The organism is Thalassorhabdus alkalitolerans (genome assembly GCF_042656525.1).
In the GTDB taxonomy this organism is placed as follows: Bacteria; Bacillota; Bacilli; order Bacillales; family Marinococcaceae; genus Thalassorhabdus; species Thalassorhabdus alkalitolerans.
Map to the genome: position 1 here is coordinate 824,094 of NZ_JBHSOZ010000003.1, position 18,035 is coordinate 842,128.

The window sequence follows — 18,035 nt, forward strand, 5'->3', positions numbered from 1 at the left end:
CATTATACGAGAATTCTGATTATTTTGGAACCACCTGCCTTTAGTTTCCGCACCCTTTCACCTTTTATCCACCTAATGATCCCAATAAAAAAGATGCCTCATTCCTGTCACGAGTATGGGACTGGAATAAGACATCCTCTACATCCTCTTTGCTTTAATCTAATGGGGTGTAATCTACCCCTTCGGTATAATTATTACTTGCATTCCACAGCAGGAATTCATCAATGCCATTTTCATTTAAGGCCCTGATTTGAGCTTCCACCTCTTCTACTCCATAAGGGATATAGTTACCGGCACCAAGGTAGCTCGCTGTGAAGTCCTGAATCCATGGTCTTGATACCGGTGGATCATCAAGCTGTCCCAGCACTTCATTTTCTACTTGAGCATAGGCATCGGTCAGTTCGTAGGGGTATAAGTCCGGCTTGTCTAATCCAAAATGAGGAGTCCAATGACTCGGATAAATCATGGAAGAAATAACATCTACATTTTCTGAAATTTTCACGATATTCTGTCCAATGCCAGGAGCGTTTTCCACTGTAAATGCATAACCAAAAACATCAACCGAAACATCTACATCATAGGCGCCTCCAAGCCTCTCCCTGGCATGTGCCACAAAGTCGGATACAGCATCCACTCTCGCTTCCACATCATCATCACTGTCAGCGTAATTTCCATGGTCATAATCTAACACATCGTACCTGTTTTCAAACCCTTCCGGAAAACGCACATAGTCAAACTGAATTTCCTGGAAACCCAGCTGGGCTGCTTTTTCAGCAATGTCAATGTTATAATCCCAAACTTCTTCAACAAACGGGTTCACAAAGGCTTCTCCTCTGTTATTTTTCCATACTTCCCCATCTTGAGTGAAAGACCATTCCGGTCTTTCTTCTGCTAATACAGTATCTTTAAAAACCACCACACGGGCTATCGGATATATTTCATGTTCTTCGAGGGTAGCCATCATTTCCTCAGGGTCATTAATCCATTCCTGGCTGATATCCATGTACGGAGAATCTTCGTTTGGCCTGAATGTCAGGTGGCCATGATCATCCTTGACATCAATAACCATCGCGTTTAGCTCCGTTTCGTTTGTTAATTCAATAAGTTCATTAAACTTGGAGCCACCTGCTGAGTGGCCGGTTACAAATGTCCCACGAACTGCGTCCGGATATTCAAAGGTGTAACCGGATTCATAGCGAAAACGCAGCATTCTTTCTGGCAATTCTCTTTCTTTTGCTTCTGATACTTTATGACTGTGCTGTCCAACGTCAGACGTTTCTTCAGCTTTTGCAGATTCAGGAGAGATAAACAACACGGTAGCCAACAATGCTGTCCCTGCTCCAATAGCATATTTTTTCATTTTCCCACTGCCCCTTTTATGTATAGTTCACATTCTGATTCCCGATTTCCAGACAAATATTTGGAATACATATCATTTTCAATATACTTTCTTCCAAAATTATACTACGCTCAAGATTGCATACCAATAGATTTAGGGAAAAATTTCATTTCTTTTACAACTTTCTTTGTTACTCCTCCCGCGATATGTCATTATCTCCCTTCTCTCGCAATTTTTTATTACTTCTCGCAAGGTTTGTTTACCCTGTCTATATTGAAAAAAACCAGTAACATGCAATTAAAATTATGACGAATACCTTGTATATATTGTGACTAAGATAATATAGGCAGCGGTAAACTAAAACGTTTAAATTTCACTTGCAAGTATGTTTGGAAATCGTTATAATAGTAAAAATATATTTAGAAGAGACTATAAGTATAGGAGGGATTTTGGTGAGACAAGTAACGCTATTACAAATATTTAATCACCCGATCGCCCAAAAATATGTAAAGCGCGCTGGTCTGGCCCATGCCATTTCTGCCTCCTATCATGCATTTCGTCTTTCTCACGAATTCGGAGTGAATCCCGACCTTGCTGCAAAAGCAGCCTTCCTTCATGATATGGGGCATTATACGTGGTATAAAAATGGAGAATGGGACTTTAATTTATATAAAGAGAATGACATTCACGCCATCAAGGGAGCTGAACGGGCTCATAAATTATTAGTGAGGCTTGGTGAAGACCGACGTTTTGCAAAAGAGATTGCATTAGCAATTCTGCTTCATACAGATTCTTATCTGCCTGAAGCCGATTTAAACCGAAGTAATCTTCAGCGAGTCGTCGCACTTGCAGATGAAATGGACGAGGAACCAAACGGACGACACCATTACCGCCGCATTTCCGAAGAAAAGGCTTATGAAAAGCTGAAACAGCTGGATGGAATGATTGAGAAAGCCCTTTATGAAAGAAAGCTTAAAGAATCGGTGTAGCTTTACCTACTATCGGGTGATCAGCAAAGTAAATAAAAAAAGCCATCAACCCCCTTTAAAAAAGGCTTGATGGCTTTTTTGTTATTTGCTTTTTACATATTTGTATAAAGCGCTCATGTCTTCTTTACCTAATTCCATCTCTTCTGCTTTTGCAAAAGCCTTCGTTATACTTTGACCAAATTCTAATGAAACATTTGCTTCCTCAGCCATTGCACTCATCAATCTAAGATCTTTATGAAGGAGTTCAAGGGCAAAGCCTGGTGTGTACTGCTCCTTGGCAATAAAATCAGGATAATGCCTGTCATAAATTCTGCTCTGAGCAAAACTTTTACTAAGAACACCATAAAGAAGGTCCCGGTCAATACCAGCTTCAGCCGCCAAATGCATCGCTTCACTTACAGCCATGGTATGCATACCGACAAAATACTGGTTGATCAGCTTCACCTTCGTCCCGCTCCCGGATGGGCCGGCATATGTAATATTCTCGCCGACTGTTTCAAGAATTGGGGTGACTTCCTGAAACACCTTCTCGTCCCCGCCAACCATAATGGCTAAAGTTGCTGCTTCTGCCCCTGTTGTGCCTCCGCTAATCGGTGCATCTAAAAAGTGCACCCCTTTCTCATTAGCCTGTTCATAAATTTTAACGTTCAATTCTGGGGAAACCGTACTAAAATCAATGATCGTCAATCCTTCTTTCGCATGTTCCAGAAGGCCGTCTTTCCCCATAATCATGTTTTCCACATCATCCGGCATAGGCAGGCATGTCATGACAACATCAGCTTCTTTTGCCAATTGGGCAACAGATTTCCCTACTTTTCCGCCTTGTCCGGCAAACGTCTCTTCTTTTCCTTGAGAACGGTTTTTGCCGTAGACTTCATAGCCAGCTTTCACAAGATTTACAGCCATGGGAAGTCCCATATTCCCAAGCCCTATGTATGCTAATTTTGTCATTGATCTTCCTCCTCTCCGGCTCTTTATTTCCAGTGATCAGACACCAATGCCCATTCATGGACTTCAAAATCTCTTGCCCCTTCGGCCACAAATGGATCCTGCTTTACCAGTTCTTCAACTTCCTCCTGGGATTCTCCTTTATAGATGACCAATCCTCCTGCGCCATCAACAAAGCGTCCATAAGCAGGAATCGTTCCTTCGTCTTTTAGTTTGTTTAAAAAATCTAAATGAGCTTGTCTGTATTTGTCACTAAGCTCCTTATCTTTCATTGGTAAAAATGCTGCAAAATACTTCATCTTACCTCTCCTCCCAAATTCCAGCAAAGGCTGGACAATAGTATAAATTTTCAAAATGTTACTTTCACCTATTTATTTTAAACTTGTTTTCTATATAGATAAAGTATTTTGTTTTCTGGTGTTAGGTTTTATTGTTTCATGGCTTTTCCCGTGAGTAAAAACGGCCAATTATTCAAAATTTTCCATTGACTGAGTACGAAAGCGGTGGTATGTTTAGTTTGTAAACAAGGTTCATTTAAAGGGGAGTAGCGTCCAAATGGTTGGCGGGTCGTCATGACAGTGAGTTTCTCACTCGGTCCGTTGAGCTTTGAAGTCCAGGTGGCTCAAGGTACGCAAGACCTTTTTATGAAAGCTTTTTGGGCAGAAAACCAGAAGGCTTTTATAAAAAGGTCTTTTTTTGTGGAAAAAGCTCCCTGATTTTTCTTAATGAAAAGACCTGAAAATGTCCTTACTATTACGGAGGGAAAAGGAGACAAACACTATGGCGTTCTTTTTATTTACTATTGCCGCCATTTTCACCGTGCTGGCCGCAATCAAACTTTCCACTTATGCCGATGTCTTAAGTGAGAAGTCAAAGCTTGGAGGATTGCTGGTAGGAACGCTTCTTTTAGCAGGGGCAACCTCCCTTCCTGAAGTGACAACCAGTTTAACAGCCGTAGTGCTTGATAATCCTGACATTGCTGTTGGAAATGTATTAGGAAGCAATATGTTTAACCTGCTGATCATTGCAGTATTTGATTTGTTTTACCGTAAGGAAAAGCTCTTTGGTCAAACTTCTAAATCCCATGCTTATACATCAAGTTTAGGACTGTTTTTAGGCTTAATGGTCATCTTTGCTCTCTTTGTGAGAACTGATATTTCCATTCTTGGCATTGGACTTGATTCTTTTCTTATTCTTGCCGTGTATATAGGCGGGATGGTTTTGATCAGCAGAGTAAAAGGAGAAGCTCCGGTCCAGGGGAATGAAGAGGAATCTGACTACCATACACACGCCATTTCATTAAAGCGAGCAAAGATAGGGTTTCTTATTGCAGCGGTGATCATACTGCTTGCCGGTTCTGTTCTTACAATTACAGGAGATCAGATTGCCGTCATTACGGGCCTGGGCTCAAGCTTTGTAGGAAGCTTCCTTATCGCAGCTTCCACATCCTTGCCAGAGGCTGTCTCAGTGCTAGTGGCTCTTCAATTGAAGAACCACAACCTGGCTTTAGGCTCCATTCTTGGAAGTAATCTCTTTAACATCATTTTGTTGTTTGTCACAGATTTGGCTTATCAGCCTGCCCCAATTCTTCAGGCTGTAAGTGATGTTCATATGATTACGGCAGTTGCTGTAACAATTCTGTCAGCTATCGTCCTCTTGTCTATCTTTCGAGGACGCAAAGATCATATTTCATTTTATCCCCTGCCTTCAGCTGTATTGATTGTTTTCTATTTTGTCTCCTCCTATTTAATATTCATTGCTTAAATAATGAAGTCATCGTGAAAAGCGAGTGTAATTGAACTTGAACGGATCGCGCACCTCATTTAAGTGCAAGCGAGGTTCATGTAAAACAAGAAAAATAAAAAATGCCTCTCACCAGCAGGTGAGGGGCATTTTTTTATCTGGTTATTGTCAGCTCGTTCTTTTTAGGTTTCCTTATGTAAAAAGGATGATCATAGCTACTCCGCCTACAATTGTGAAAGCGGCCGCCAATGTATACCCATAAATTTTCTCTTCCTGCCTAAGAAACAATTTACTTAAAATAATAGTCAGCATGGGCTCTAATGCAGCTACCACAGCTACATAAGAAACTGGTATAAACATAATTGCAGAAAAAAAACAGATCATAGCAAAGCTTGTAAAGACTCCAGCTCCTATATAATATATATTTTTTGCTTTTATCTGTCGCTTTATTTGAGTAAAGATACGCGTTTCCCTTGCTTCCACGGATAAAAAAAGTATCGAAGCTACTGAAGCCGAAATAAACGCTCCTAAAAACGGGTCCGACATAATCTCCATTCCTGGCTTCCGAAAAGCCTGACCGATCCCAAACACAACGGCAGAAGTCAGCGCTATGAAGTAACCCTTTCTCTCTCTTCCTTTATCGACAGATAAATCCGGGCCTTGCTGAACCATATAATAACCCTGGATGAAAAGGCCGCATAATACAAGAATGATACCAACCAAGGGAAGACCTGCCACTGCTTCTCCCAAAAAAAGCACAGCAAAAAGTACGGTGAACATAGGCGCACTGTTCTTAACAGCTGTTCCCCTCGTTGGTCCAATATGCCGAAAACTCATAAATAAAGTGGTTCTCCCAAGAAATGTTGTAAATACACCTGCCAGGGCAAACCACCCTAACCCCTGCCAAGTTATTGGCTGTCCTTCTGTAAGGAGTCTGAAAAGTAAAGCGGCGCCTCCCAATACGATAAGATTCACCAACAACGTTGTGAGTACTCCATTATCTTTTTGTGAATGGGCCATCCCTTTTCTTACTAAGATGTTGCTGATCGCAAAACAAAGCCCTGTTAACAAAGCCAGGATAAATCCCATGATTAGCCCTCCTGCTGCCGTCTTAAGTAACATATCTGTGTTTCATCGTATGGCAGCAGGAGCCTATTGTCAATTTTTTCTAAAGTGTTTCTTTAGTTCCTCTTGAGGCACAGGCCCGAAGTATCTTTTTTCTACTTTCCCCTCTGCATCAATGATATAAGTCATTGGCACTCCGGTTACCTGGTACTTTTGAGAAGACGTTCCGGTTTTATCGATTAAAACAGGCATTGATAATTGAAAATGACGGGAGAAGTTCTCAAGGTCCTTTCCCTGTACTTCTTGTGCCGCAACATTAACCACAAACATTTTTATTCCTGTTCCTTTTTCCTCCTGGTACAGTTGAGACAAGGCAGGAAGCTCTTCCTGGCAAACACTGCACCACGTAGTAAAAAAGGTAAGAATAATGGTTTCCCCGTAATAATCAGATAACGTAACCTCTCCTCCTGCAAGAGAAGGCAGGGAGAAGTCAGGTGCTTTCATCCCGGCTTCTATTCCTTCTTTTTCAATGGGCTGAACAACTTCTTTGACCGGAGCTTCCCAATTTTGATACATTAACCCCAGTAAAAAAAACAGCCCGCAAAACAAAACAAATATGAGTCTGCCTTTACCTGTTTTCATCATGCCCTCCTCTCCGGGTCCGGGACTCCATTCCATGTCCCTCTATTATTTTTGAAAGGAGCCCTGCTCTTGAGAATCTGGTGGTACCGGGTCATCTTAACTGTTCTTTCTATTATCATTGGAGGTGTAGTCCTGTTTACATACAAGGGAAACAGAGATCCTGGATGGATGCTCATCATTCCCCTTCTTTTGGCCTGTCTTTTCTATGGAGGGTTACTGTGGGAGAAAAGGAAAAAGGATCAAACGTCAAATGAGAGTTAAGTACGGGGGAAGCTTTCTCCTTTGACTCCTGACACCTTCCCTGAATAAATACCTGACAATTGATGGAGCAGCCGAATCTTTAATAAATTCATACCCAGACTTTTGCATTCTTTGATACAAAAAAGGATTTAAAAGTAAGTCTGATGCTCTTTCCTTCACTTCTTTATAATTTTCAGTTACAAGCGCAGCATTTCTTTCTTGTAACAGCAAAGGGTTTTCTTTATCCCCATCTTTTCGCGACGGCAAACAGATAAAAGGGATTTTTAAGGAGAGGGCTTCACTGCTGGTTACAGCCTCGCCTCTTCCTATGACAATATCGCTTGTCAGAAGATACTCATAATATTTCTTTGTATGAGGTACAATGCGCATGTCATGGCCGGAATGACTAGTTTTAAAGTAGAAGGAAGCTGCCTTTGAACTCCTTGCAGTTAGTAAGAGGAAGGTACATGGCACCGGCACCTTTGAAAGCTGTTTCCACAGTCTCGAATATGAAATCCCTTCCTCCCCTTCTACGATTGTTATTATTTTTTTTCCAGATGAAAGAGAGAATTCCGTCCTTGCTCCTTCTTTTGTATTCTTTATGCTGTCAGCTGACATGACAGGCATACCCAGTGGGACTACAGGTGCGCTTGTATTACTTCCTGCCTCTGCAAACGGAAAGGGAGTGATAATGGCATTCACACCTTTTACATCGTGCATCCTCTCCAGGGTGAAATTTGCATTCACGCCGTATAAAGGTATGCTGCTTTTGCGCTCGCTTTTGTATAATGCCAGGAGATACGTATAAAGCGGGTGAATACTTACAAACAAATCAGCCTTTCTAGAAACCTTATCAAGCCATGAATACATTTTCTTAAAAAGATATCTAGCCCAAGCCTCCAAATACTTCTCTATATACCCAGCGATCTTTGAACTGCTTTCTTTAAGCAGTGTTATCTTCTTTAAATATTGGTGGGCCCCTGGAACGTATTCTTTTAAAGGGTCAACAACCTTGACTTTCATTCCATACGCTTTTCCTTCCTCTTTGACAGCGAGCGCAGCACGATCAGAACCGTTACATCCGGACATTGAAAAAAGCAAGACATTCACACCGGTGCCCCCCTTTGTCCCCTTCTTTCTAACATGCTATGCGCAAAAGGGGAGCGGCATGTAAACTTTAGATGTCCGGTTTACGAGAGGAAAGAGTTTCGGGTAATATGGTAAGAGATCAATCACAAAGCAAACTAAGTATTTGAAAAGACTGAAGTTGTAAAACAGGGTTTCTTAGTTTCTCCCTGTAAAAAACGACCAAGTGTAATTTAGGAGAAGGGATGACAAACCATGAAAACAGTATTTTCTGGCATACAGCCGAGCGGAACATTGACTCTCGGCAATTATCTGGGTGCCATGAAGCACTTTGTAGATATGCAGGAGGATAATGAGTGCTTTTTTTGTATCGTTGACCAGCATGCGATTACCGTGCCTCAGGATAAAATAACCCTCCGTAAAAATATAAAAAGCCTCGCTGCTCTATACTTAGCCGTAGGCATTGATCCACAAAAATCTACATTATTTATTCAATCTGAGGTTCCTGCTCACGCGCAGCTTGCCTGGATTATGCAATGTGTCTCTTACATTGGTGAACTTGAAAGGATGACGCAATTTAAAGATAAGTCGGAAGGAAAAGAAGCTGTCTCCTCTGCGTTATTAACGTATCCTCCTTTGATGGCAGCAGACATTCTTCTGTATCAGACAGATATTGTACCAGTTGGCGAGGACCAAAAGCAGCACTTGGAACTTACCCGGAACCTTGCTGAAAGATTTAACCGGAAATATAATGATATTTTTTCAATTCCAGAAGTACAAATTCCTAAGGTAGGCGCAAGAATCATGTCTTTACAGAATCCTGTGAAGAAAATGAGTAAATCAGACGAAAACCAAAAAGCATTTATATCTATGCTCGATGATGAAAAAACAATTATGAAAAAAATTAAAAGTGCCGTAACTGATTCTGAAAACGAGATCCGCTTTAACCGTGAAGAAAAACCTGGAGTATCTAATCTGATGTCGATTTTGTCTTTAGGAACCGGGGAAAGTCTGGAGGAGATTGAAAGCAGATATGCTGGCAAAGGGTATGGTGATTTCAAGCAGGAGGTTGGGGAAGTTGTTATTGAAATCCTGCGTCCTATCCAAGAAAGATATAATGAGCTCATTGATTCCCAGGAACTTGATAACATACTTGACGAAGGGGCAGAAAGAGCCAATAGAAAAGCCTTTAAGACGTTAGCCAAAGCAGAGCGAGCAATGGGACTTGGCCGAAAAAGAAGATAGCACAAACAACCGGACCGGAAATGAAAAAAGAGAACTCTGTTGACGGAACAGAGTTCTCTTTTTTCCTCTTATTCTTCAAAAAATAAGTATCAATAAGTATTAATAGCCGTTTCTCTTTTTCCAAACTTTACCAACTAATAATGCAAGTGCGATGGTCCCTACTGCATATACGACGGTTAAGATCTGCATAACCAAATAAGCTAACCCGTCCATCTCAAAACCTCCCTGCCATCAAATCTATTCATTCCAACTTCTATTATAAAAAAGAATCTAACACCTGTAAATGTGAATCCTAAACGTTCACATATTAGATTCAAAGCATAAGGGTGATGACAGGGGGTCTGTCCGTTTAATTTTTCTTAATGCTCTCTTCATGCTGCATATCCCACAGCTTTTCAAAAAAGGGCTGACCTTTAATCATCGCTTCACAAAGTTCGTAGTGGCGGCTTGTCCAGCCTGTTTGGATTTCTTCATACAATGCATGCCAAACTTCGTCCTTATCCATCGTTTGAATCACCGGATAGCTCGTTGGTTTCCATTCCGTGTACCAGTAACGAATTTCAGCTTCGTTGCCGGTTGTATAAAGCTGGTCAACAGCCATAAACAAAAGTTGTTTCAATTGACGTTCTTTTCTCGTTAATCCTTCCATATACTGTGGGTGTGGAGATAATATGTGATATTCCTTTTCCGGCATTTCCTCGGTAATATCGTATTCTTTTTCATTTTCTTCAGCCAGTAGATCATAAATGATTTGTTCCTGTCTTGGGGTGAGTCGGCTTTTGCGTATTGGTGTGTTATATCCTAATGTATCCACGGCTATAATTCTTGTCCCATCGCAAGCGATAAAACAGTAATCCAGAGTGACCCGGGACATATTCTTTCTTAAAGAACTTTTTTGGTACACGTCCTTCAACAGAGTATCAGGCAAGTCTTCGAGTCGATTTTCAATGTAATTAAACAACCGTTCTGTTACCTTGACCACCACAGCCTGATCAAGCACTTCCACACGATCTTCGCTTCGCCATTCATGAAAAGGACAGACATTGTACCCGTTTTCTTCTCCTTCAAACCAATTAATCCAAACATCTCTTACCTGGACCATACCTTCAGCCTCCTAACTCTAAGCGCTTTGTACCCACAGTATAGTCAGAGGCAACCCAATTTATTCCATAACCTTGCTATGTCTGAACTTTTCTTTTATTCTTTGTTCCCTCGCATTCTTTGTGGAAAATAAATGCTGACAGCGATAAAAAGAAGGCCGAGAACAAAAATATAGAATTCAATTCGGTGCACGATGAATTCCACATACGAATAAAAGGTATATCCTGCTGCCATGTAATTCATATACGCCAGAAGACTGATCCCGCCCGCCACTGATAATCCAAAACCTACTAGTAAAACAAAGAATCTTACAAGCATTCTCCTCTCCTTTACTTATGGAATCATTCCTCTAAAGCAAATTTGCTTCTATCATATTTTCTTAACCTTTCGCCACGTTCGTATTATTCCCCTTCAAAAAATCCCAACATTTTGAAGTACACCCATTATTCATCTATAACACACAGCAAAGGGCTCTCTTTTTCGTTTACAGCTGTTCTATGGTTCAACTAAAATGTAACTAACTTAAGGGAGTTAGGAGAATTAAGGATGTCCACAAATCGCGAACGCCAGCTTCAGCAATACTATAACAAAGTAAAAGAATTCGATGCCCTGATTACTGACTTAAACGCCAGAGCTTCTCACTTAGGAATTGAAACTAGTTTCACTTCTCTGCGACTGTATAAGGAACAAAAAGACCAAATTGAAGAAATCATGAAGTATTTTGATCAAGTGGAAGTTCCTCCCGAACAAAATAACGTAGAAGCTATTCTTTCTCTTTCATTAAAAGAATTTCACGCTTTCATCACGACGTTAAAAAAACAGGAATAAGGGAAATATACATTCTACATCTACATACGCAGAACAAGTAGAATTGCCATTGACAGTGTCAGAGGAGGAAAAAATGGAAGTTATTGTATCACATACTAATTTAGATTTTGACGCCCTTGCGAGCATGATAGCTGCAAAAAAACTGTATCCCGATGCCATGCTTGTCTTGAACGATAAACAAATCCCTCCGGTTGAAGGCTTTCTGGCCATATACCGTGATATGTTTGATTTTTATAAAGCAAAAGATATTTCCTGGGAGGACGTTACTCACCTCATTATTGTTGACACAGCTTCACCTAACAGAATAGGTTCCTTTTTAAAAGAATGTAATGAGCCCTATATTACTGTTTTTGATCATCATCCTTCTAAAGAAGGCGACATAAAAGGCGATACATCAGTTCTTGAACAGACTGGAGCAGCTGTCACTCTCCTTCTGGAGGAAATTCAAAGGCAAGAGGTTTCTATCACGGATTTTGAAGCTACTTTGTTTGGACTTGGCCTTTATACTGATACAGGATCATTGTCTTATTCTACTACCACCATTCGGGACATGAAAACAGCCGTTTATTTGATGGAACAAGGGTTAAACCTCGAGCTGGTCAATCGTTTTTCAGAGCAAGGTCTTTCATATGACCAGCAGGAATTGCTGCATGAGCTTCTCTCCAACGGAAAAGAGTATCACTTCCAAGGTTTAACGATGATGGTGACGTGGCACGAACAGGAAAACTTTGTGGGAGGCTTATCAACGGTTGTAACCAAGCTTTTGCAAACAACGGGGACTGATGCTGTATTTGCTGTTTCTAAGATGGGAAACAAAGCGTTTATTGTGGCCCGCTCTTCAACCAGCCGAATTGACGTTCTGCCTCTCATCAATCGATTTGGCGGTGGCGGCCACGAAAAGGCGGCTTCAGCTTCTGTGAAGAACCCTGAGCTTAAAAGCCTTAGAGATGACCTTGTCTCTAATTTGAACATAACGGTTAAGCCTGCCATAACGGCAGACGTGATGATGTCAAGTCCTGTGAAATCTATTCCTCCTGACATGAAAGTAGAAGAAGTGAAACAAATGATGTTTCGTTTTGGCCATACTGGCTTTCCTGTTATGGGTGAAAATGATAAGCTTATCGGCATCATTTCAAGAAGAGACATAGATAAAGCCACTCATCATGGTCTTGGACATGCTCCAGTGAAAGGATATATGAGCACAAACCCACTATCCATTGGACCCAAAACGACTCTCGAAGAAATCCAGGAGATCATGATCCGCCATAATGTAGGGAGACTCCCCGTAGTAGACGATGAAAAGGTTGTAGGAATTGTTTCTCGTACAAATGTCATCGAAGTTCTACACAGCAAGGAGCTTCAACATGCATTAGAAGAAGAGCGCAATTTAGCCAAAGAAATGAATGATCATCTGCCAGAAGAGATCTTTGATTTCCTCGAAGAAGTCAGCCATCTCGCAGATGCCTTGGAACTTAAAGTATATATGATCGGTGGAATTGTAAGAGATCTGATCATGGGACGTCCTAATTATGATGTAGATATCGTAGTAGAAGGAAACGGAATTTCCTTTGCAGAGAAGCTCTCTTCACAAGTAAAAGGGGAACTTAAAAAACATGAATCTTTTGGTACGGCTGTAATTACGTTGCCAAAAGGGTTCAAAATTGATATTACAAGCTCCAGAACCGAATACTATAATTTTCCCGGAGCTCTTCCGGAAGTACAGTTATCCAACCTGAAAGAAGATTTGTACCGCAGGGATTTTACCATTAACGCCATGGCCATTGAGCTTAACGAAGGAAACTTCGGGCAGTTGATCGACTTTTATAACGGTCTAGAGGATATTAAAAACAAACGACTTAAAGTCCTTCACAACTTAAGCTTCATTGAAGACCCAACCCGGATTTTACGGGGAATTCGCTTTGAGATCCGTTTTGGGTTTCGATTTGACGTAGAGACAGAAAAATTTGCACGACATTCGGTGTCAGCGGTCTCCTCCCTCTCCAAGGACAGAATTGCAAATGAAATTAAAATTCTGCTCAGGCAAGTAAACCCTGTACAAGCTGTTCCAAGGTTGAAAGAGCTTGATGTACTGAAACACTTTCTTCCGGGTGCAGACTGCACAGAAGAAACCAAAGCATTGCTTCATACAATTGAATTCTGTTTTAAAGAGTATAAGAAACTCCTTTCTGCACAAAATAAATGGTTTATGTGTCTTATGGCCCTGTTTTCAGCTGACAAAGAAAATTTGCTTCGTGCACAAACCTATGCAGCTAACCGCCACTATAATCAAATCCTTGAAGAAGCGGTTACTCTGCTTGAAAAAGAAACTCGTTTTTCACCTTATTCACTTGGAGAAATTCATGATGAATTTTTTTCTTTTACAAACGATGCCTTATTTTTTGCCTATTCCTTCTTTACCGTAAAAGAGAAAAAAATATCCTCAGAATTGATAAAGGAATATATAATCAAAAGATCCTCTCTTCCAAAGCTTCTGGACGGAAATGATTTAAAAGGATTAGGTCTTCAACCTGGGCCTCTTTTTCGAGATCTCTTATTCCAAGCTGAGAAAGCCTATTTTGATGGCTTCATTACAAACAAATCAGAAGCTCTTTCCTACGCTAAAGAACTTTCCCGCCGGAAGTAAATCCAAAGATAAATAGGGAATGTCATCCAGCCCTGGTGGTTCCTCATCAGGGCTTTTCCTTTAGTCGATAAACATTGGAAAAGACAACATTCTTAAAAGAATAAAATTAAAATCTCCTCTACATAAATAGTTGTAATCTGCTATAATCTAGTGTGGATGTAAGGGAGGTTAATATTTTGGAAAGCGAAGACAAGAAGAAACTATTCATATTTAAACCGGTCTTCTTCCTTAGCTCAGTCAGCCTCTTGATTCTTGCAATTATTTTTACCTTTTATTTCCAAAGCTTTACTCAAAACGAACAAATGGACCATAAAGGCTTTGCAAATCAAGCAAATAGTACGGCTCTTGCAGACCCTCCTTCCGGGAACGAGGAAATTGTTCTATTTGTTGGGCTTGGCAAAGAGGATGATGATCATGTAACCCCTCAGACGATATCTCTAGCCAATTACTCACAGAAGGAAGAAAAATTACGGCATGCACTACTATTAGAAGACAGTTATGTTTCCATCCCCGGAGGTCCTGACCATAAATTGAAATTGGCATATTCATATGGCGGTATTGAACTTTTAATAGAAACCATAGAAGACCATTTTGGAGTAAACATTACTTATTATGCTTTATTTCCGCCAAAAGGAATGGCAGACTTGATCGATTTTCTTGTGCCACAAGGTTTTAATACAAAAGAAATGGAATCACGCATCACCTCTAATATCAGATTGCTGGATGATCCTCTGCCTTACCTAGATGTTGGACAAGATCTGCCTGATACCTTGGATGGCAGTCAGACAGTTACGCTTCTTCATACTCTTCAAGGGAAAGAGAACAGCTATAGCCGTAATAAGATACGAGAGGAAATAGAAAGGACATTGTTTCAAGTAACACTTACATTACCGAACAAAGAAGAGATTTCAACTTTGGTAAATTTACTGCGTAACCGCAGCGAAACAAACATGTCCACTTCTTCTATGTTCAGCTGGGTAAATAATTTAGTTCATACTCCTTACACGGAACTTGAAACAGGAGTGTTTCCCCTTGAGAATACCTACCAGTATGAAACATATAGTCATGCAGGAGATGTCATTACGTGGGATCAAACAACAAATGAACGAGCTATCGAAGATTTTTTTAAAGAAGACTAAGGATGGTGGGACAGAACTGGCTTACCTAAGTAAATAAGGCTCCGATTATCTTTTTTGATAATTAGAGCCTTATTTTTGAATTCAAACCTGTTTGGTTATCCGGCTGGGCGGTGCGCAGATTAGCCTACAGGAATCCTAAGACTGGATCCCCGTCGATCTTACGCTTCCCATAGACAGCCTGTGGCGTGGACCTTCGTGCCCAATGAAGATTTTCTCATCATCAATCATGCAACAAGCTGCTTGCCCTCCCCTTTCTTCGAGAAAGAGTGGATTGTGTTTAAGCCAAAGGATCAGCTTCATCATCATTTTTGGATGATAGGACGGACAGCCGGTGCGAATGAAAGGAAGTTTAAACGGTTGTCGTCCTTATCCTTAAGATTCAAGCGAGTGTATTTTTAACAATCAACCAACAGAATTATAATATAAGTAAGGGCCCTCACCGACGGTGAAGGCCCTTCTATTCAGCTGGGTATTGTCCCGGCTTTTTCTTAAGGCTTTAGTCAAGCTACTCTTCAAAGCGTTTAAATGCAATTGTAGCATTGTGGCCGCCAAAGCCTAAAGAGTTACTAAGTGCAGCCTCTATGTCCTGCTTACGGCTTTCATTAGGCACATAATCCAAATCACAATCAGGATCTGGTGTGTCATAATTAATTGTTGGAGGGATAATTCCGTCTTTAATTGCTTTAATCGTAAAAATAGCTTCTATGCCGCCGGCTGCTCCTAAAAGATGCCCGGTCATTGACTTGGTAGAGCTGACTGCAAGGTTATAGGCGTGGTCGCCAAACACTTGTTTAAGGGCCATAGTTTCAAATTTATCATTATAAGGAGTACTGGTTCCATGAGCATTCATATATTGGAATTGCTCTGGTTTTAAGCCTGAATCTTTAATTGCCTGAGTCATTGCCCGGGCACCGCCCTCTCCTTCCGGAGCAGGAGCCGTAATATGGTATGCATCTCCCGTGGCCCCATAGCCGATGATTTCTGCATAAATTTGTGCTCCCCGCTTTTGGGCGGACTCTAACGACTCCAGGATGACTATGCCTGCTCCTTCTCCCATGACAAATCCACTGCGGTCCTTATCAAACGGACGGGAGGCAGTTTCTGCATCCTCGCTTGTGGTTATGGCTTTCGCTGTACTAAACCCAGCAACAGCCATGCTTGTAATTGGCGCTTCTGCACCGCCTGTGATCATAATATCAGCATCACCACGCTGAATAACCTTAAATGCATCTCCAATGGAGTTCGTCCCAGAAGCGCACGCAGTTACTGTACAAGAATTAATTCCTTTGGCCCCTGTCACAATGGATACTTGTCCAGAAGCCATATCTGGTATCATCATTGGCACAAAAAACGGGCTGACTCTGCGGTATCCCTTTTTTTGAAAAAGCCTGAACTGCTGTTCATATGTTTCCATGCCGCCAATCCCTGAGCCAATCCATACGCCTGTTCTTTCTGCAATTTCCTCTGTAATTTCAAGGTTGGCATCTTTTAGAGCCATCAGAGAAGAAGCAACAGCAAACTGAGTGAATCGGTCCATCTTTCTCGCTTCTTTCTTATCCATGAAATCACTTGGATCAAAGTCTTTTACTTCGGCTGCTATTTTCATTGGAAAATCATTTTTGTCCAAACGAGTTAATTCTCCGACACCTGATTTACCAGCTGTAATGTTTTCCCATGTTGTTTCTAAATCATTACCCATTGGATTAACAGTTCCCATTCCAGTAATCACTACACGAGGGGTATCGCTCATTCTTTTCTCTCTCCTTTACGTAGTGGCAAATTAAAAGTAAATTGCTTCAAAAATATCTGGTTACTTTTCATGTAATCATAGTTGCAGTAAACACGGTTTTCAAACACTCCCGCTGCCTTGTAACCCCAGACTTTTGTCCCTCCTTTACATGGAGAAACCAAAAAGTCAGACCGCGTTACCGAGTATTCTTCTAAACTTTATTATTTTCCCCAGCGGATGGCCATGGCTCCCCAGACAAGCCCGGAACCAAAACCTACCATCACAACCAGATCATCTTCTTTTATTTTACCATTTTTCACTTCTTCAACCAGAGCAATTGGAATAGAAGATGAAGATGTATTCCCGTATTTTTTAACGGTTACGGACATTTTTTCTTCCGGCAGGTCCAGTCGCTGGCGGGCAGCTTCCATTATTCTTATGTTTGCCTGATGAGGAATAAGAAAGTCCACATCATCCTTTGTAAGACCGGCTTTTTCAACGACCTTCATAGATGACTCACCCATCTGTCTTACGGCAAATTTAAATACTTCTCTTCCATTCATAGTAAGGTACGGATCCTGGTAAATGTGCATGGCACCAGCCCCATCAGCACCAAGGTCAAATGAAAGGATTCCCCGTCCTTCTGATACTGGTCCCAGGATGGCTGCACCTGCCCCGTCACCAAATAAGACAGCTGTGTTTCTATCCTGCATGTCAACAACCTTAGAAAGCTTTTCAGCACCAATAACAAGCACATTCTCATAAGCACCTGTTTGTATAAACTGCTGCCCGGTTGCCATTCCGTATATGAAGCCTGCACACGCAGCACTTACATCCATCGCTGATGCATTCTTTGCTCCGAGCCTTTCTTGAATCAACGCAGAAACAGACGGAAACGGGTAATCAGGTGTTACGGTTGCTACAAGGATCAAATCAAGTTTTTCTGCCGGAAGATCTGCATCCTCCAAAGCTTCTACGGCTGCGTGGTAACACATGTCAGATGTATCTATATCATCGTGGGCAAATACTCTTCTTTCGATCCCAGTTCTCGTTTTAATCCATTCATCGTTTGTATCTAGAACTTTCTCAAACTCTTTATTAGTTATTTCTCGTCCCTCAGTAAAGCTTCCTATACCTAAGATTCCGGCTTGCCTCATATCTATCCCCCCTAATTCTTTCCTACAGCTTGCTGGTTTTGTTCCTTATTTTTTATTATTTTACAGCTGCTATTATTATCACTAATTATTATGACCTGGTTTTAATTTTAGAGGATTTCTCATTTCTTGTCTAGCAAGCA

The 18,035-nt window shown here is 41.1% G+C and carries 17 protein-coding genes; 7 read left to right on the forward strand and 10 right to left on the reverse strand.

The genetic code is table 11. From position 1 onward, the window contains the following. Positions 1–154: 154 nt before the first annotated feature. Positions 155–1,360, reverse strand: a complete 1,206-nt coding sequence (locus tag ACFPU1_RS06805) for a putative glycoside hydrolase (RefSeq protein ID WP_054634926.1) — start codon at positions 1,358–1,360, stop codon at positions 155–157. 431 nt (positions 1,361–1,791) lie between these two features. Here ACFPU1_RS06805 and ACFPU1_RS06810 point away from each other — a divergent pair, with 431 nt between their 5' ends. Beyond that, on the forward strand, positions 1,792–2,328 hold the full coding sequence (locus tag ACFPU1_RS06810; protein WP_385939663.1) for an HD domain-containing protein: 537 nt from the start codon (positions 1,792–1,794) through the stop codon (positions 2,326–2,328). An 81-nt stretch (positions 2,329–2,409) separates the two neighbouring features. Here the strand turns inward: ACFPU1_RS06810 and ACFPU1_RS06815 are convergent, their stop codons facing one another. Both ACFPU1_RS06815 and ACFPU1_RS06820 read right to left on the reverse strand, forming a co-directional pair. Beyond that, positions 2,410–3,279 carry an NAD(P)-dependent oxidoreductase gene (locus ACFPU1_RS06815; RefSeq protein WP_385939665.1) on the reverse strand — a complete coding sequence of 290 codons (870 nt, stop codon included), beginning with the start codon at positions 3,277–3,279 and terminating at the stop codon, positions 2,410–2,412. A gap of 23 nt (positions 3,280–3,302) precedes the next feature. Beyond that, positions 3,303–3,575 (reverse strand): YciI family protein, encoded by a 273-nt coding sequence (locus tag ACFPU1_RS06820; RefSeq protein ID WP_054634928.1) that lies wholly within the window; start codon positions 3,573–3,575, stop codon positions 3,303–3,305. 481 nt (positions 3,576–4,056) lie between these two features. Between ACFPU1_RS06820 and ACFPU1_RS06825 the strand changes: the two genes are divergently transcribed. Beyond that, positions 4,057–5,040 (forward strand): sodium:calcium antiporter, encoded by a 984-nt coding sequence (locus tag ACFPU1_RS06825; RefSeq protein ID WP_385939667.1) that lies wholly within the window; start codon positions 4,057–4,059, stop codon positions 5,038–5,040. 171 nt (positions 5,041–5,211) lie between these two features. On the opposite strand, the gene ACFPU1_RS06830 is transcribed toward ACFPU1_RS06825, so the two are convergent. Together ACFPU1_RS06830 and ACFPU1_RS06835 are read right to left on the reverse strand one after the other, a co-directional pair. Next, the gene (locus ACFPU1_RS06830; RefSeq protein WP_385939668.1) at positions 5,212–6,108 is read right to left on the reverse strand and encodes a DMT family transporter; all 897 of its coding nucleotides are present in this window, start codon (positions 6,106–6,108) and stop codon (positions 5,212–5,214) included. Between the two features lie 69 nt (positions 6,109–6,177). Continuing rightward, positions 6,178–6,726 (reverse strand): peroxiredoxin family protein, encoded by a 549-nt coding sequence (locus tag ACFPU1_RS06835; protein WP_385939670.1) that lies wholly within the window; start codon positions 6,724–6,726, stop codon positions 6,178–6,180. A gap of 69 nt (positions 6,727–6,795) precedes the next feature. Between ACFPU1_RS06835 and ACFPU1_RS06840 the strand changes: the two genes are divergently transcribed. Further along, entirely contained in the window at positions 6,796–6,987 is a 192-nt protein-coding gene (locus ACFPU1_RS06840) for a hypothetical protein (RefSeq protein WP_385939672.1), read from the forward strand. Here the strand turns inward: ACFPU1_RS06840 and ACFPU1_RS06845 are convergent. Then, a complete protein-coding gene (locus ACFPU1_RS06845; protein ID WP_385939674.1) occupies positions 6,973–8,076 on the reverse strand; it encodes a glycosyltransferase in 1,104 nt (367 codons plus the stop codon). The genes ACFPU1_RS06840 and ACFPU1_RS06845 overlap by 15 nt on opposite strands. A gap of 231 nt (positions 8,077–8,307) precedes the next feature. Here ACFPU1_RS06845 and trpS point away from each other — a divergent pair, with 231 nt between their 5' ends. After that, complete coding sequence (trpS, locus tag ACFPU1_RS06850) at positions 8,308–9,297, forward strand: tryptophan--tRNA ligase (RefSeq protein ID WP_100399657.1); 990 nt, start codon at positions 8,308–8,310, stop codon at positions 9,295–9,297. A 349-nt stretch (positions 9,298–9,646) separates the two neighbouring features. On the opposite strand, the gene ACFPU1_RS06855 is transcribed toward trpS, so the two are convergent. Beyond that, positions 9,647–10,399, reverse strand: coding sequence for a YjbA family protein (locus ACFPU1_RS06855; RefSeq protein WP_054634934.1), 753 nt, complete (start codon positions 10,397–10,399; stop codon positions 9,647–9,649). 95 nt (positions 10,400–10,494) lie between these two features. Continuing rightward, positions 10,495–10,716 (reverse strand): YuzI family membrane protein, encoded by a 222-nt coding sequence (locus ACFPU1_RS06860; protein ID WP_054634935.1) that lies wholly within the window; start codon positions 10,714–10,716, stop codon positions 10,495–10,497. 228 nt (positions 10,717–10,944) lie between these two features. Between ACFPU1_RS06860 and ACFPU1_RS06865 the strand changes: the two genes are divergently transcribed. From ACFPU1_RS06865 to ACFPU1_RS06875, 3 genes are all read left to right on the forward strand, one after another. Continuing rightward, positions 10,945–11,226: a hypothetical protein gene (locus tag ACFPU1_RS06865; protein ID WP_054634936.1), complete on the forward strand. Its 282-nt coding sequence runs from the start codon at positions 10,945–10,947 to the stop codon at positions 11,224–11,226. A 73-nt stretch (positions 11,227–11,299) separates the two neighbouring features. Then, the gene (locus ACFPU1_RS06870; protein WP_385939677.1) at positions 11,300–13,870 is read left to right on the forward strand and encodes a CBS domain-containing protein; all 2,571 of its coding nucleotides are present in this window, start codon (positions 11,300–11,302) and stop codon (positions 13,868–13,870) included. A gap of 176 nt (positions 13,871–14,046) precedes the next feature. After that, positions 14,047–15,009, forward strand: a complete 963-nt coding sequence (locus ACFPU1_RS06875) for an LCP family protein (RefSeq protein WP_385939679.1) — start codon at positions 14,047–14,049, stop codon at positions 15,007–15,009. Between the two features lie 505 nt (positions 15,010–15,514). On the opposite strand, the gene fabF is transcribed toward ACFPU1_RS06875, so the two are convergent. Beyond that, positions 15,515–16,759, reverse strand: a complete 1,245-nt coding sequence (gene fabF, locus ACFPU1_RS06880) for a beta-ketoacyl-ACP synthase II (protein ID WP_385939681.1) — start codon at positions 16,757–16,759, stop codon at positions 15,515–15,517. Between the two features lie 200 nt (positions 16,760–16,959). Next, positions 16,960–17,895 (reverse strand): beta-ketoacyl-ACP synthase III, encoded by a 936-nt coding sequence (locus ACFPU1_RS06885; RefSeq protein ID WP_054634940.1) that lies wholly within the window; start codon positions 17,893–17,895, stop codon positions 16,960–16,962. Positions 17,896–18,035 lie beyond the last annotated feature (140 nt).

What these genes read in the sequence shown, in the direction of transcription:
- ACFPU1_RS06805 (WP_054634926.1), bottom strand. Translation starts at nt 1,360, where the DNA reads ATGAAAAAATATGCTATTGGAGCAGGGACAGCATTGTTGGCTACCGTG.
- ACFPU1_RS06815 (WP_385939665.1), bottom strand. Translation starts at nt 3,279, where the DNA reads ATGACAAAATTAGCATACATAGGGCTTGGGAATATGGGACTTCCCATG.
- ACFPU1_RS06820 (WP_054634928.1), bottom strand. Translation starts at nt 3,575, where the DNA reads ATGAAGTATTTTGCAGCATTTTTACCAATGAAAGATAAGGAGCTTAGT.
- ACFPU1_RS06825 (WP_385939667.1), top strand. Translation starts at nt 4,057, where the DNA reads ATGGCGTTCTTTTTATTTACTATTGCCGCCATTTTCACCGTGCTGGCC.
- ACFPU1_RS06830 (WP_385939668.1), bottom strand. Translation starts at nt 6,108, where the DNA reads ATGGGATTTATCCTGGCTTTGTTAACAGGGCTTTGTTTTGCGATCAGC.
- ACFPU1_RS06835 (WP_385939670.1), bottom strand. Translation starts at nt 6,726, where the DNA reads ATGAAAACAGGTAAAGGCAGACTCATATTTGTTTTGTTTTGCGGGCTG.
- trpS (WP_100399657.1), top strand. Translation starts at nt 8,308, where the DNA reads ATGAAAACAGTATTTTCTGGCATACAGCCGAGCGGAACATTGACTCTC.
- ACFPU1_RS06855 (WP_054634934.1), bottom strand. Translation starts at nt 10,399, where the DNA reads ATGGTCCAGGTAAGAGATGTTTGGATTAATTGGTTTGAAGGAGAAGAA.
- ACFPU1_RS06860 (WP_054634935.1), bottom strand. Translation starts at nt 10,716, where the DNA reads ATGCTTGTAAGATTCTTTGTTTTACTAGTAGGTTTTGGATTATCAGTG.
- ACFPU1_RS06865 (WP_054634936.1), top strand. Translation starts at nt 10,945, where the DNA reads ATGTCCACAAATCGCGAACGCCAGCTTCAGCAATACTATAACAAAGTA.
- ACFPU1_RS06870 (WP_385939677.1), top strand. Translation starts at nt 11,300, where the DNA reads ATGGAAGTTATTGTATCACATACTAATTTAGATTTTGACGCCCTTGCG.
- fabF (WP_385939681.1), bottom strand. Translation starts at nt 16,759, where the DNA reads ATGAGCGATACCCCTCGTGTAGTGATTACTGGAATGGGAACTGTTAAT.
- ACFPU1_RS06885 (WP_054634940.1), bottom strand. Translation starts at nt 17,895, where the DNA reads ATGAGGCAAGCCGGAATCTTAGGTATAGGAAGCTTTACTGAGGGACGA.